At 52.9% G+C, this 14,360-nt stretch carries 12 protein-coding genes; 3 read left to right on the top strand and 9 right to left on the bottom strand.

Annotation, left to right across the window (positions count from 1 at the left end):
- Nucleotides 1-5: 5 nt before the first annotated feature.
- From OGY19_RS20845 to OGY19_RS20830, 4 genes are all read right to left on the bottom strand, one after another.
- Complete coding sequence (locus tag OGY19_RS20845) at nucleotides 6-1,235, bottom strand: polysaccharide deacetylase family protein (protein WP_115600956.1); 1,230 nt, start codon at nucleotides 1,233-1,235, stop codon at nucleotides 6-8.
- Nucleotides 1,236-1,296: 61 nt separating this feature from the next.
- On the bottom strand, nucleotides 1,297-1,737 hold the full coding sequence (locus tag OGY19_RS20840; protein WP_115600957.1) for a PTS sugar transporter subunit IIA: 441 nt from the start codon (nucleotides 1,735-1,737) through the stop codon (nucleotides 1,297-1,299).
- Nucleotides 1,738-1,838: 101 nt separating this feature from the next.
- A complete protein-coding gene (locus OGY19_RS20835; protein WP_003829467.1) occupies nucleotides 1,839-2,609 on the bottom strand; it encodes an ABC transporter permease in 771 nt (256 codons plus the stop codon).
- Complete coding sequence (locus OGY19_RS20830) at nucleotides 2,606-3,532, bottom strand: ABC transporter ATP-binding protein (RefSeq protein ID WP_048212670.1); 927 nt, start codon at nucleotides 3,530-3,532, stop codon at nucleotides 2,606-2,608. Before OGY19_RS20830 ends, OGY19_RS20835 begins: the two co-directional genes overlap by 4 nt.
- Nucleotides 3,533-3,640: 108 nt before the next feature.
- Here OGY19_RS20830 and can point away from each other — a divergent pair, with 108 nt between their 5' ends.
- Nucleotides 3,641-4,303, top strand: coding sequence for a carbonate dehydratase (can, locus tag OGY19_RS20825; RefSeq protein WP_008786227.1), 663 nt, complete (start codon nucleotides 3,641-3,643; stop codon nucleotides 4,301-4,303).
- A 93-nt stretch (nucleotides 4,304-4,396) separates the two neighbouring features.
- Here can and hpt read toward each other — a convergent pair whose 3' ends face one another.
- The 3 genes from hpt to cueO form a co-directional block, all read right to left on the bottom strand.
- Complete coding sequence (gene hpt, locus OGY19_RS20820; RefSeq protein ID WP_003018658.1) at nucleotides 4,397-4,933, bottom strand: hypoxanthine phosphoribosyltransferase; 537 nt, start codon at nucleotides 4,931-4,933, stop codon at nucleotides 4,397-4,399.
- 278 nt (nucleotides 4,934-5,211) lie between these two features.
- The gene (tcp, locus tag OGY19_RS20815; RefSeq protein WP_061067262.1) at nucleotides 5,212-6,867 is read right to left on the bottom strand and encodes a methyl-accepting chemotaxis citrate transducer; all 1,656 of its coding nucleotides are present in this window, start codon (nucleotides 6,865-6,867) and stop codon (nucleotides 5,212-5,214) included.
- Nucleotides 6,868-7,021: 154 nt separating this feature from the next.
- Entirely contained in the window at nucleotides 7,022-8,641 is a 1,620-nt protein-coding gene (cueO, locus tag OGY19_RS20810; protein ID WP_115600958.1) for a multicopper oxidase CueO, read from the bottom strand.
- 153 nt (nucleotides 8,642-8,794) lie between these two features.
- Between cueO and OGY19_RS20805 the strand changes: the two genes are divergently transcribed.
- Nucleotides 8,795-9,142: a YacC family pilotin-like protein gene (locus tag OGY19_RS20805; RefSeq protein WP_003018667.1), complete on the top strand. Its 348-nt coding sequence runs from the start codon at nucleotides 8,795-8,797 to the stop codon at nucleotides 9,140-9,142.
- Nucleotides 9,143-9,175: 33 nt separating this feature from the next.
- Here the strand turns inward: OGY19_RS20805 and yacL are convergent, their stop codons facing one another.
- Both yacL and acnB read right to left on the bottom strand, forming a co-directional pair.
- Complete coding sequence (yacL, locus tag OGY19_RS20800) at nucleotides 9,176-9,538, bottom strand: protein YacL (protein ID WP_043018447.1); 363 nt, start codon at nucleotides 9,536-9,538, stop codon at nucleotides 9,176-9,178.
- Nucleotides 9,539-9,712: 174 nt separating this feature from the next.
- A complete protein-coding gene (gene acnB / locus OGY19_RS20795) occupies nucleotides 9,713-12,310 on the bottom strand; it encodes a bifunctional aconitate hydratase 2/2-methylisocitrate dehydratase (protein WP_115600959.1) in 2,598 nt (865 codons plus the stop codon).
- 404 nt (nucleotides 12,311-12,714) lie between these two features.
- On the opposite strand from acnB, the gene OGY19_RS20790 reads away from it, so the two are divergent.
- A complete protein-coding gene (locus tag OGY19_RS20790; protein ID WP_061067257.1) occupies nucleotides 12,715-14,352 on the top strand; it encodes a DUF3300 domain-containing protein in 1,638 nt (545 codons plus the stop codon).
- The last annotated feature ends 8 nt before the right edge of the window (nucleotides 14,353-14,360 follow it).

Raw genomic sequence — 14,360 nt, 5'->3', positions numbered from 1 at the left:
TAGCCTTACCCCTGCGGCTGGTTGCTTATCAGCCGCGACATCGTCTCCAGCGAATCCGTTCTTAAAATATAAAGCCTTTTCAATAAGAACGGATTATCTCCCGGCTTAACCTTCCCTCTCACCGTGGTGACCGCCATGTGGAATCCCGCGTCGCCTGCTGCTTTTACCGCCGTGGCGTTATAACCGCCAAACGGGTACGAAAGATACAGGACGTGAGGGTTAAACTGGGACAATGCCCGGCGCGAACGGGCGAAATCGAACAAAATATTGTGATAGCTGCGACTCAGCAGGATCGGCCGGCGATTCGCATCAACCCGATGTAAAAAATGGGTGTGCGACTGGAAGTCGAACACGTCCCGGATCTCATTCAGTTCAGAGATGCTCATAAACTGCAGCGATTTCGGATCCCACTTCTGCGGGTGCCGCTTGATGCGTGAGGAGATGATAAACGCCGTTGCCTTCATGCCGTGCTGCTTCAGAATCGGATAAGCATAACGACTCACCGACTTGAGACCATCATCAAAAGTCAGCACCACCGCCCGTGCAGGCAGGTTCATTTTATTCTGCACGTAGCCTTCCAGTTGATACATCGTCAACGTGGTGTAACCACGATCCTGGAGCCAGGCCATCTGGTTACTGAACGCACGCACAGAAGTCGTCGTGGAGGTGTGGCGAAAACGGGTATTCTCTTCATCACGCAGAATATGATGGTAGGTCAACACGGGAATACCGTGGTCTTCCTGCGCATCCAGCGCACTGATATAGGCCAGCCTGCCACCAATGCGGATCTGAAACCAGGTCTGATTAAGTCGGTCTTTGAGCTTGCTGATGACCGGATAACGCAGATTATCCGCCAGTACGCCAAACGGGGCGCTACCGACATCCGGAGCGTTATAAACTGGCGTATCTTTCCAGGTTACCAGGCTTTGGTTGCTGAGCGGTTTATTGAGATCGCCCAGACCGTCATCGACTTTCTGCTGCCCCTGAACGGGCTCCAGATGCCCCTTATCGATAAACCCGGTACCAAAGCCAAAGGGGAATTCGTAATAATCTGCCGCAATGGGCTCAACGGCGAGGATTTGCCCGGCGCGAATATTCCCGACCGTCACCATCTTATTACCAATCTGCGCCCATACGGCGGCGGCTTCGGTCGTTTGCATATAACGAGCAGGCAAAGCCGCAGCGACGCTGCCAGAAAACAGGAGCAATAAAACAAGCAGAACGCGCATAACCATATGAGATAACCGAGGCGAGTAACCTCGGCTATTGTAGCAAAAGCATCATCAATACCAATGATTAATACTCATACAAATCATGCTTCAATACGAAGGGGGGATTTTTTTGTTGTTGATGCCAGAGGCTGGAGACTTCGGGGCCTCCAAGTGCGACGATGCAATCCCGAAACGCAGAACTGCTCAGCGATTCCCGTGACGAAATCATTCGCTCAAGCAATGGATAGCTGATACCTGAAATCACTTCACACTGGGGGTGTTTATGACTCATTAACGACGCTACACGGTAAGGCGCAGCCCCAGCCATATCCGTCAGGAATACCACACCCTCACCTGAATCTGTAGCATGCAGGGCATGGCACATCATACGGCTTAGCATGTTCGAGCTGAGTCCACGCCAAAAACTTACCGCCTGACATTGGGCCAACGGGCCGTACTTTTTCTCCAGACGCTGCAGCATATCCTGTGCCTTATCGTCATGACAGGTAATTACCCAACCTAGCATCGCCTACCTCCTTAGCAGGCAAGTAGTTTATCAGGGTGATAAATATGTAAGGGTGATAAACATCAAAAGTTTCCTCTCCCGTTCAGGGAGAGGAAAAGAGGTCAGCTGCGCAGTCCGCGCCCGCGCTGAATCAGATACCAGCACAGTAAATAAAACGCGGCGATAAACACCACCAGCACACCGAAGGTCGTCACCAGCGGCACATCGTGAATGCCGAGGAAACCGTAGCGGAACCCGCTAATCATGTAGACAATCGGGTTCAAGTGCGACAGTCCCTGCCAGAACGGCGGTAACAGCGTTAACGAGTAGAAAACGCCCCCCAGATAGGTCAGCGGCGTTAACACGAAGGTCGGGATCAGACTGATATCGTCAAAGGTTTTGGCGAAAACCGCGTTCAGCAAGCCCGCCAGCGAAAACAGCACCGCCGTCAGCACCAGCGTCAGCGCCACGAAGACCCAGGAGTGCACCTGGAACGGCACGAAGAACAGTGAGATAGCCGTGACCAGAATGCCCACACACAGACCGCGAGCCACGCCACCGCCGACAAAACCGGCGATGATTACGTGCGTCGGTACCGGTGCAACCAACAGTTCTTCAATGTTGCGCTGAAACTTGGCGCTAAAGAACGACGACGCCACATTAGCGTACGAGTTGGTAATCACCGCCATCATGATAAGCCCCGGCACGATAAACTGCATGTAGCTAAAACCGTGCATTTCACCGATCCGTGAGCCAATCAAATTACCAAAGATAATAAAATAGAGCGTCATGGTGATAACGGGCGGCACCAGGGTTTGCACCCAGATACGCATAAAGCGATGGATCTCTTTCGCCCAGATGCTTTTCAGCGCGACCCAGTAAAGCTGCATCATGCGCGATCTCCTTGTTTTTCATGAACCAGAGAAACAAACAGCTCTTCCAGCCGGTTCGCCTTGTTCCGCATACTCAATACCTGAATACCCTGAGCGCTCAGCTGCGAGAACACGCTGTTCACCCCCTGTTCGCGCAGAACTTCAACTTCCAGCGTGGAGGTATCAACCAGGCGGTATTGATAGCCTTCCAGCTTAGGTAGCGGACTTTTCGCCGCCAGATCGAGAATAAACGTCTCAGATTTGAGCTTAGAGAGCAGATTTTTCATCGAGGTGTTTTCCACCAGCTCGCCGTGCTGAATAATGCCGATATTGCGACACAGCATTTCCGCTTCTTCAAGGTAGTGGGTGGTTAGAATAATCGTCGTACCTTTATCGTTTAAATCCTTTAAAAAGCCCCACATTGAGCGGCGTAATTCAATATCAACACCGGCAGTTGGTTCATCAAGGATGAGTAATTTTGGCTCGTGCATCAGCGCACGGGCAATCATCAGGCGGCGCTTCATCCCGCCGGAAAGCATGCGCGCACGCTCGTTACGTTTTTCCCACAGGTCGAGCTGTTTTAGATAAATTTCACTGCGTTTAACCGCCTCTTTATACTCTACGCCGTAGTAACCGGCCTGGTTGACCACGATCTGCTGCACGGTTTCAAACGGATTAAAGTTGAACTCCTGCGGCACCAGCCCAAGCTGACGCTTGGCGTTAACCGTGTCTTTATCGAGATCGTAGCCGAACACGCTCACCCGCCCGGAGGTTTTATTCACCAGCGAGCTGATAATACCGATGGTGGTGGACTTCCCCGCGCCATTGGGACCTAGCAGCGCATAGAAATCACCCGCTTCGACTTGCAAATCTATGCCACGCAACGCCTGAACGCCACCGGGATAGGTTTTTTTAAGTTGTTGAAGTTCCAGAGCAATGGTCATGGTTTTTTACTTACCTTACGTTCTGACATTTTATATATAGTTTAAATAATGCCGGAGTTACCCTATATTAGCCCATCGAATTTATCTGGCTTCGGGTTGTACAACTCCATGAAAGACATAGATACACTCATCAGCAACAATGCACTATGGTCAAAGATGCTGATAGAAGAGGATCCCGGATTTTTTGAAACGCTGACGCATGCGCAGAATCCGCGTTTTCTATGGATTGGATGTTCCGATAGCCGCGTTCCCGCTGAACGTTTAACCGGTCTTGAACCGGGTGAACTGTTTGTTCACCGTAATGTTGCTAATCTGGTCATTCACACCGACCTGAACTGTCTCTCAGTGGTTCAGTATGCGGTGGATGTGCTGGAAGTGGAACACATTATTATTTGTGGCCACTATGGTTGCGGCGGCGTCCAGGCGGCTATTGAAAATAAAGAACAGGGGCTGATTGATAACTGGTTGCTGCATATCCGCGATATCTGGTTTAAACACAGCTCACTGCTGGGCGAAATGCCGCAGGAACGTCGCATGGACACCCTGTGCGAACTGAATGTTATGGAGCAGGTCTATAACCTGGGCCACTCAACCATTATGCGTTCAGCCTGGAAACGCGGTCAGAAAGTGACAATTCACGGCTGGGCTTACGGTATTCATGATGGTCTGCTGCGCGATCTGGACGTCACGGCTACCAGCCGCGAAACACTGGAGCAACGCTACCGACAGGGGTTGTCGAACCTCAGCCAGAAGCACAGCAACCATAAGTAAGGTGATATTGCCGGGTGGCGGTTACGCCTTACCCGGCCTACAAATCAGCGCCGTAGGCCTGATAAGCGAAGCGCCATCAGGCGCTCCAGCCCATTACTCGTCCAATAGCACCACTTTGCCAACATACGGCAGATGGCGATAACGTTGTGCATAGTCAATGCCGTAGCCAACAACGAACTCATCTGGAATGGAAAAACCGATAAACTCGACCGGTACGTTCACTTCACGGCGAGAAGGTTTATCCAGCAACGTACAAATCGCCAGAGATTTAGGTTCACGCAGGCTCAGGATTTCACGCACTTTTGACAGCGTGTTGCCGGAGTCGATGATGTCCTCAACAATCAGCACGTCTTTGCCACGAATGTCTTCATCCAGGTCTTTGAGGATTTTAACATCACGCGTGGTGGACATTCCGCTGCCGTAGCTGGAGGCGGTCATGAAATCGACTTCGTGGGAGACATGCACTTCACGGCACAGGTCAGCCATAAACATAAATGAACCGCGTAACAGGCCTACCAGCACCATATCACTGCCGCTGTCCTTGTAACGCTCGTTAATCTGACGTCCCAGTTCGGCAATACGCGCTTTGATCTCCGCTTCCGGGATCATGACTTCTACAGTATGTTTCATAAAAGAAATAACTCACTGATTTTTATCAGTTAACACATCATGCAAATCGAAAGAAAGCACTTACCTTGATACACCGCCAAAGAGACGGTGGCTCGCACTAACCACAAAACTTGCGACAGCATACAAACAATTCAGTGGATGAAGTATACCAGCAAAGAGACCGCATTCCTCTGATAGTTACTCAGAGAGCCTGCGCACGCATTTTAACGCGCTCTGAATACACGAAAGCCGGGCAACGAACCCGGCTTTTAGCGTGAGCAAAATCGGACTTTTTCAGGTCAGAACGTTTCCCAATGTTGATCCTGGGTAGTAGAGACAACGCGATCCTGGCGCGGAGCGTCCTGCAGTGGTTTTCGAGCCCCACTCACCGCCTTCTCGCGGGTAATACGAAATACCGCAACGGCCTGCCGCAACTGCTCGGCCTGTTGCTCCAGAGAGGCCGCCGCCGCCGCAGACTCCTCCACCAGCGCGGCGTTTTGCTGGGTCACGCTGTCCATCTGCGAAACCGCGAGGCTAACCTGTTCAATCCCCCGACTCTGCTCTTCAGAAGCAGACGCAATTTCGCCCATGATATCGGTCACACGGGTCACCGCCGCGACAATTTCTGCCATGGTTTTACCGGCATCCGAAACCTGCTGCGATCCCATGCCTACACAGTGGGTTGAATTATCAATCAGCGCTTTGATCTCTTTTGCTGCCTGGGCACTACGGCTTGCCAGAGTCCGGACTTCACCTGCCACAACCGCAAAACCACGCCCCTGCTCTCCGGCTCTGGCCGCTTCTACCGCGGCGTTCAGCGCCAGAATATTGGTCTGGAAGGCAATACTGTCGATAACGTTCGTGATCTGCGCGATTTGCTGCGAGCTGTCCGCTATTTCACTCATCGTATGCACAACGGTATCAACAACACGACCACCGCGAGCGGCAGTATCAGAGGCGTTTTTCGCCAATTGGGTTGCCTGTTTCGCATTGTCCGTATTCTGCTTCACTGTCGCGGTCAACTGCTCCATGCTGGCGGCCGTTTCCTCAAGCGAGGCCGCCTGCTGCTCGGTGCGCGAAGAAAGGTCGTTGTTGCCCGAGGATATTTCAGCGGCCCCGGTATGAATTGACTCCGAGCTATTGCGTACGGCAGTGACTGTCGAAATCAGCGACTGTTGCATCTCTTCCAACCCCATCGCCAGTCGGCCCATTTCGTTGCGACCTTCAACATTGAGCTTATGGGTTAAGTCTCCACCGGTAATGACGCGAATATGCTCCATAATCTGCGCCAGCGGTTTAAGCAGGATGTGTTGCAACCCGCTCCAGATCATGCCCAGAACGATCAGCACAACCAGAACGATGCCTCCCAGTGTCCACTGCATACGGGAAAAACTAAGCTGATTCTCCGCAGCAGCATGCTGCAGCAGCGCATTATTCTCGTTTCGCCAGTGCTCATAGCTCGTTTCCATCTCATCCTGCGCTTTCTGGGCATCAAGATCGCCATAAGCCTGATAGTTATTCGCTCGCAGATACTCAATCGATAATTTCATCACTTCGTGCATCTGGCGATACTGCTTTTCCATTTCACTGGCGATCTGCGGATCTTGCCCTGTCACCTGCGGTAATCCCTGATACTGGGCGAAATAGCCTTCGGCCTTCTTCATTGAATCACTGGCGGTATTGAGCAGCGTGTTGATCGCGGCCAACGAGGCGGGATCGCGCTGATTTTTTAAAAAGCGGATGGCGACGCGCGTCACCGTAACACGGGTTTTAATCAACGTATTGACGCTGTCACTCAGATTTTCTTGCTGAGCGTTGAGGGTGCCTGAGTTCTGGAAATTATGCCTGTCATTGTTTACCGCAGAGTAAAACAGGCTTCCCGTAACGGCCTGCAGTAAACAGAAAATGGCGAGAACCAGCAGAATACCGGTAATAACACGAATATTTTTAATCACGTTTTTTCATCCATTGAACTCACATTGGGTATGTGATGATTATCGGCCCCAAAGGCGATTACTTTATGTTCAATGGCAGAATATGCAGGGGATGTGCCTTACCCAGCCGACAAGAAATATCCTGCAGGCCGGGCAAGCGCAGAGACGTCGTTGTTTAAACCGTAAAACCGAGCATCATGCCGGTGTCTTCGTGCTCCAGCAGATGGCAGTGCGCCATATAGGCATGTTCTTTCGGCGCATCGTGGTCAAACTTCACCAGTACCTCGCTGACGCCGCCCTCTACCCGCACAGTGTCTTTCCATCCCGTACGGTGCGCAGCAGGCGCTTTGCCATTTTCAGACAAAATGCGGAACTGCGTGCCGTGAATGTGGAACGGGTGCAGCATCATGTCGCCCTGACCAGAAATGACCCAGCGTTCATGCTGGCCTTTCGTCGCGGCAAACATCGGTTTATTCATATCAAACGCCAGCCCGTTAATCCGGTTGGCATTATGGAAATCGAATGTGCCATCCTGCTTCATGTTGCCCATGCCGCCATGCTGCATATTCCCCATCTCACCGTGGTTCATATTGCCATGATCCATGTTTCCGTGGCCCATATTGTCGTTACTCATATGGCCCATCATCTTCCCATGATCCATCCCTGCCATGGCCTGCCCGCCGTATTTCTTCATCAGCATTTGCATGCCCATCATGTCGAGCATCGGATCCATAGACAGCTGCAGTTTGCGTACCGTCACCCCATCAAGCGACGGCAGCGCCGGCATAGCTGTCAGCGTATCCGGCAGCGTGCCGGAGGCGGTAATCAGCAGCGGCTGAACGCGCATCACCGGATGTGGCTTATCAAATGGCGCGATCGCCATCCCCATCTGACTGACAGGCAATGTGACCAGATCGAAAGCTTTTCCGTCGCTCACATCCACCAATACTTCAAAACGCTCACCCATCAGCATCGGTAGTTCGGTCACTTTTACCGGCTCAGCTAACAATCCACCATCACTGGCAATCACGTACAGGGGACGGTTATCGCTGGCCGCGATATTCAGTGAGCGTGCGTTACAGCCATTCAGCAGACGCAAGCGCAACCAGCCGCGAGGCGCGGCATGTTGTGGGTAAATCGTCCCATTGGTTAGCAGCGTATCGCCAAACCAACCGACGGCGGCGGTCATCATATCCAACTGATAATTAATTTGTCCGTCAGCGGAAAACTGTTTGTCCTGAATAATCACCGGCACATCGTCGATACCCCACTGCTTCGGTAGCAATAGTTTGCGGATCTCGTCATCTTCAATCAGTACCAACCCAGCCAGGCCCATCGCAACCTGACGTCCGGTTTTCCCGTGTTGATGCGGATGGAACCAACAGGTTGCAGCCCGTTGCGCGGGGGTAAAGGTCACTGAACGCTTCCCGTCCGCCGGAATAACACCTTGCGGCCCGCCATCGACTTCTCCAGGGATTTCCAGCCCATGCCAGTGCAACGTCGTCTCTTCGGCCAGCTGATTATGGATATCCACGCTCACCGCCTGACCTGTATTCAGTTTTACTGCGGGTCCGAGCAGGTTACCGTTATATCCCCAGGTGGTGGCGGTTTTCCCCGCAAACGTCGACTGCCCGGCTTTCACAATCAGTTGTATGCGATTAGAAGCATCCGCAGTTAACAGGTCTGGAATGGGTAACGCAGGGCGGTCAGCCGCAAAAGCGGTGCGGCTCCACAAAGGTAAAGCTGACGCGACGCCCAGCGCCACGGAATACTTTAAAAAGTCACGACGTTGCATATTCATTTCCTTATATTCAGCAGCTTAAGCAGGCTATCTTTTAAGCATAAGCCCTCCCCCTACGGGAAGGTCAAGTGAACGGCTGATAATAAAGGTCGTCGCTTCGCTCGCAGTATGCTAACGTTTAATTTCCGTGATGCAGTGGTAGAAGCAATGAAGACGTTTTTCAGAACAGTTTTGTTCGGCAGCCTGATGGCCGTATGCGCAAACAGCTATGCGCTGAGTGAGTCCGAAGCCGAAGATATGGCCGATTTAACGGCAGTTTTTGTTTTTCTGAAAAATGACTGTGGATACCAGAATTTGCCTAACGGGCAGATTCGTCGCGCACTGGTCTTTTTTGCCCAGCAAAACCAGTGGGACCTGAGTAATTACGACACCTTCAACATGAAGGCACTGGGTGAGGACAGCTATCGCGATCTCAGCGGTATCGGCATCCCAACGGCAAAAAAATGCAAAGCGCTGGCGCGTGACTCGTTAAGCCTGCTGGCGTACGTGAAGTAACAGGCATAGCGGAGCCCGCTGGCTCCGCATGAATTAACGCTGTTGCACAAATTCACGATATGCGGCCACGACCTGAAGAAAATCCTCTACGCCGCAAAGTGAAAAGCTCTCTTCGTCGTAGTAGTTCATCCCTTCTTCCATTTCATCTCCGGTGAACTCCAGCTGATTAGCACGAACCATCACCTCTTCACCATCCAGCCAGAGCGTGTATTCATGCCCTGCTCGCTGCCAGGAGCGCTCACTGCCCTTCACCGCACGCGCCGCCTGTTCCACTTCATCCAGTAAGGCCAGGTTCTCTTTCACTTCTTCATTAAACCAGTGCCCCACCACCTCGTGGCCCATGGACATACGCACTTTTACCACCCCGGTAATATCGCGCAGAAATTCGTAATCCATAATGTCTTCCTCTGCTCCCGGCAATGCGCCAATACCGCATTGCGCCTTGCTGTAATTATCGCAGCAGCGCGGCAGAAAAAAAGCGTAGCGGGTATAAGGAATAGAAATAAAAATGCCCGGAGAAGCAGACTTCTCCGGGCATTGATGCGTTTTTAGACAAAACGCGTTAGCGCATTACACCGCGGTCTGGAAAATCACACCATCGGCTTTCTCGGTGTATTGAGACAGCTGGTCGAAGTTCAGATAACGGTAGGTGTCGACAGCCGTTTTATCTACCTGTGCCACATAGGTCTGATACTCTTCCGGCGTTGGCAGTTTGCCAATCAGTGCCGCGACCGCTGCCAGCTCCGCAGAAGCCAGGTAGACGTTCGCCCCAGTCCCTAAACGGTTCGGGAAGTTACGGGTAGAAGTCGACACCACGGTTGAGTTGTCCGCCACGCGCGCCTGGTTACCCATGCACAATGAACAGCCTGGGATCTCAATACGCGCCCCGCTCTTACCAAAGACGCTGTAATAGCCTTCCTCGGTGAGCTGTGCCGCATCCATACGCGTTGGTGGAGCCACCCACAGACGGGTCGGTAACTGGCCCTTATGCGCATCCAGCAGCTTACCCGCCGCACGGAAGTGACCGATGTTGGTCATGCAGGAACCGATGAACACTTCGTCGATCTTCTCACCCTGCACGTCAGACAGCAGACGCGCGTCGTCCGGATCGTTCGGCGCGCACAGGATCGGCTCTTTGATATCCGCCAGATCGATGTCGATCACTGCCGCGTATTCTGCGTCAGCATCAGCTTCCAGCAACTGCGGATCCGCCAGCCATTTTTCCATGCCCTGCACACGACGTTCCAGCGTACGGCGATCGCCGTAACCTTCGGCGATCATCCATTTCAGCAGAACGATGTTAGAGTTCAGATACTCAACGATCGGCTCTTTGTTCAGCTTGATGGTACAACCGGCAGCGGAACGTTCCGCGGAGGCATCGGTCAGTTCAAATGCTTGCTCAACTTTCAGATCCGGCAGACCTTCAATTTCCAGAATGCGGCCAGAGAAGATGTTTTTCTTGCCTTTCTTCTCAACGGTCAGCAGACCTTGTTTGATCGCATACAGCGGAATGGCGTGAACCAGGTCACGCAGGGTGATACCCGGCTGCATTTTGCCTTTGAAACGCACCAGAACAGATTCCGGCATATCCAGCGGCATCACGCCGGTCGCAGCCGCAAACGCCACCAGACCAGAACCCGCCGGGAAAGAGATACCGATCGGGAAACGGGTATGAGAGTCACCACCGGTACCTACGGTATCCGGCAGCAGCATACGGTTCAGCCAGGAGTGGATTACGCCATCGCCCGGACGCAGCGACACGCCGCCACGGTTCATGATGAAGTCAGGCAGAGTATGGTGGGTGGTCACGTCAACAGGTTTCGGATACGCAGCGGTATGACAGAACGACTGCATCACCAGGTCAGAAGAGAAGCCCAGGCACGCCAGGTCTTTCAGTTCGTCACGGGTCATCGGACCGGTGGTATCCTGAGAGCCTACGGAGGTCATCTTCGGTTCGCAGTACGCGCCCGGACGAATCCCTTTCACGCCACATGCGCGACCAACCATTTTCTGTGCCAGAGAGAAGCCGCGGCTGCTTTCCGCTACATCTTTCGCCTGACGGAATACATCGCTGTGCGGCAGCCCCAGCGCTTCACGCGCTTTGGTGGTCAGGCCACGACCGATAATCAGCGGAATACGGCCACCGGCACGTACTTCGTCAACCAGCACATCGGTTTTCAGTTCGAAGGTAGCCAGCAGTTCGTTGGTTTCGTGGTTACGCACTTCGCCCTTGAACGGGTAAACGTCAATCACGTCGCCCATGTTCAGGTTGCTTACGTCCACTTCAATTGGCAGCGCGCCCGCATCTTCCATAGTGTTGAAGAAAATTGGTGCAATTTTGCCACCCAGACACAAGCCACCACCGCGCTTGTTCGGTACATGAGGAATATCATCACCCATAAACCACAGCACGGAGTTGGTCGCTGATTTACGCGAAGAACCAGTACCGACAACGTCACCCACATAGGCCAGCGGGTAACCTTTTTTCTGCAGTTCTTCGATCTGTTTGATCGGACCTACCACGCCCGGCTGATCCGGTTCGATACCTTCGCGGGCGTTTTTCAGCATCGCCAGCGCGTGCAGCGGGATATCCGGGCGGGACCATGCGTCCGGTGCCGGAGAGAGGTCATCGGTGTTGGTTTCACCGGTCACTTTAAAGACGGTAACGGTGATTTTTTCAGCCAGAGCCGGACGGTTGAGGAACCATTCGGCATCAGCCCAGGACTGCATGACCTGCTTCGCATATTCGTTGCCCGCTTTGGCTTTTTCTTCCACATCGTAGAAGTTATCGAACATCAGCAGCGTTGAAGAGAGCGCTTTGGCGGCAATCGGCGCCAGTTTGGCATCATCCAGCGCATCAATCAGCGGATGAATGTTATAACCGCCCTGCATGGTGCCCAGCAGTTCGATGGCTTTTTCTGGCGTGATCAGCGGAGAGGTAGTGTCACCTTTAGCGACAGCGGCGAGAAAACCGGCTTTAACGTAAGCGGCTTCATCTACACCAGGGGGAACGCGGTTAATCAACAGGTCTAACAGGAATTCTTCTTCGCCCACAGGCGGGGTCTTCAGCAGCTCGACAAGTGCAGCCATTTGGGTTGCGTCTAAGGGTTTCGGCACAATCCCCTGGGCAGCACGCTCAGCTACGTGCTTACGGTATTCTTCTAGCACGACGATATCTCCTCGCTCTCATTGTCATAATGCGGCGCTTTTGTATATGGGCGATTCTCTTCACGCTCCTGTGAGACAGCAGTTAGTAGGGTAAATGCCCGGTACCGCAAAAGGCACAATAACAGGATTTTCGTTGGGTGTTAATCTGTTTACAAAAAAGCAACATAAAAAATTGGCTGAATCGTTAAGGATGGTCTAACGCTCTTCGTCATGGCAGAAGGGGAATGATAATTTCGCCCGCAATGTTTAGTCACATTATTTAGCTCCCTGGTAATAAACTTGCGTTAGCGATCCCAAGATTCGTCAAAAATTAAACTATTGTCTCTTTATACTCACGGAACACTGCACCCACTGGCGGCAGGCATAATGACTATGACGATTCTTAATGAGTCGGGAGAGATAAAATGACGTTGCCCTTTAAGCCCCATATCATTGCTCTGGCGTGCAGTGCAGGGTTATTTGTCGGTGCGGGCGTACTGTATGTAAACAGCCGCACACCAGAAGCCCCCTCTCAGCCTGCCCCGGCAGCAGCGCCTCAACCGCCCGTTGCGGCGGCTCCCGCAGTAGCCCCGGTTGCGCCAACAACATATACCACAGCTCAACTCGATCAGTGGGTTGCCCCTGTTGCGCTGTACCCTGACCCGTTGCTGTCTCAGGTGCTGATGGCCTCAACATATCCATCGAACGTGGTGCAGGCGGTTCAGTGGTCTCGTGATAATCCGACACTGCAAGGTGACGCCGCCATTCAGGCAGTGTCCGGCCAGTCATGGGACCCCAGCGTGAAGTCGCTGGTGGCATTTCCGCAATTGATGGCCTTGATGGGCGAAAACCCTGACTGGGTACAAAACCTGGGGAATGCGTTTCTGGCACAACCACAGGACGTGATGGATGCCGTACAGCGCCTGCGTTTGCTGGCTCAGCAAACAGGCTCGCTAAAATCCACTCCGCAGCAAACGGTCACGAACACCCAGAAAACAACCGTGATTCAGACGCCGTCATCATCAACGACGAAAGTGACCAGCAGCGCGCCCACCTCGACGGTTATCAAAATTGAGCCGACCGATCCACAGGTGGTATATGTGCCGAACTACAATCCAACCGTTGTTTACGGCAGTTGGCCTAATACCGCCTACCCCCCTGTCTATCTGCCGCCCCCTCCGGGCGAGCAGTTTGCCGATAGCTTCGTCAAAGGTTTCGGCTATAGCCTGGGCGTTGCGACGACGTATGCACTGTTCAGTAACATCGACTGGGATGACGACGACCATCACCATGATGATGACTATCATGACCATGACGGCCCTCACGGCGGTAATGGCTACCAGCACAACGGAGATAACATCAATATTGATGTTAACAATTTCAACCATATATCCGGACAAAACCTTAAAGGGCAAAACATTGCCTGGCAGCATAACCCTGCGTACCGTAACGGCGTGCCTTACCAGAACGACGCGGTCGCACAACGTTTTCATCAGACCAACGTTAGCGGGGGATTAAGCGCCACTCAACATACACCGACCACCACTGCCACACGAGACAGCCAGCGTCAGGCCGCAATGACGCAGTTCCAACAGCGTAGCCAGACCTCCCCGGCAAACTTGTCGGGTCAGACATCGCGGGATGCTCAACGCAAAGCAGCCTCTTCACAGCTAAATCAAATTGCCCAGCGCAATAACTATCGTGGCTATGACGAAACACAAAACAACAGCCGTCGTGAAGCAGCACAGAAGACGCTGAATAAATCCACTACGCAACAGCAGCACCGCTCTGAACTGAAGTCAAAAGCTCAGCAGCATCCGGTTTCACAGCAGCAAAGGGAAACCGCTCGCCAACGCGTTGAATCATCCAACTCGCAACAACGTCTGGCCTCCCGTCAGAATACGCATTCAAACGTCTTCAGCGGGAATGACAGTCGCTCACCGTCGTGGCAGTCCCAGCAACTGCGTGGGCAGGAAAGCCGTCGCGCGGGCAACCTCAACAGCGGGCAGCGCGCTGCGGCACGTGAAAATTTTTCTGAGCACCACGAATTTCGCCGTCGTTAACCGGAGCC

It is taken from the genome of Citrobacter sp. Cy070 (assembly GCF_030332245.1).
Classification (GTDB): Bacteria; Pseudomonadota; Gammaproteobacteria; order Enterobacterales; family Enterobacteriaceae; genus Citrobacter; species Citrobacter youngae.
The sequence above is the reverse complement of the archived record's forward strand: the minus strand, read 5'-3'. Positions and strand labels throughout refer to the sequence as shown.

What these genes read in the sequence shown, in the direction of transcription:
- OGY19_RS20830 (WP_048212670.1), bottom strand. Translation starts at nt 3,532, where the DNA reads ATGACCATTGCTCTGGAACTTCAACAACTTAAAAAAACCTATCCCGGT.
- can (WP_008786227.1), top strand. Translation starts at nt 3,641, where the DNA reads ATGAAAGACATAGATACACTCATCAGCAACAATGCACTATGGTCAAAG.
- yacL (WP_043018447.1), bottom strand. Translation starts at nt 9,538, where the DNA reads ATGGATTACGAATTTCTGCGCGATATTACCGGGGTGGTAAAAGTGCGT.
- OGY19_RS20840 (WP_115600957.1), bottom strand. Translation starts at nt 1,737, where the DNA reads ATGCTAGGTTGGGTAATTACCTGTCATGACGATAAGGCACAGGATATG.
- cueO (WP_115600958.1), bottom strand. Translation starts at nt 8,641, where the DNA reads ATGCAACGTCGTGACTTTTTAAAGTATTCCGTGGCGCTGGGCGTCGCG.
- OGY19_RS20790 (WP_061067257.1), top strand. Translation starts at nt 12,715, where the DNA reads ATGACGTTGCCCTTTAAGCCCCATATCATTGCTCTGGCGTGCAGTGCA.
- OGY19_RS20845 (WP_115600956.1), bottom strand. Translation starts at nt 1,235, where the DNA reads ATGGTTATGCGCGTTCTGCTTGTTTTATTGCTCCTGTTTTCTGGCAGC.
- hpt (WP_003018658.1), bottom strand. Translation starts at nt 4,933, where the DNA reads ATGAAACATACTGTAGAAGTCATGATCCCGGAAGCGGAGATCAAAGCG.
- OGY19_RS20805 (WP_003018667.1), top strand. Translation starts at nt 8,795, where the DNA reads ATGAAGACGTTTTTCAGAACAGTTTTGTTCGGCAGCCTGATGGCCGTA.
- OGY19_RS20835 (WP_003829467.1), bottom strand. Translation starts at nt 2,609, where the DNA reads ATGATGCAGCTTTACTGGGTCGCGCTGAAAAGCATCTGGGCGAAAGAG.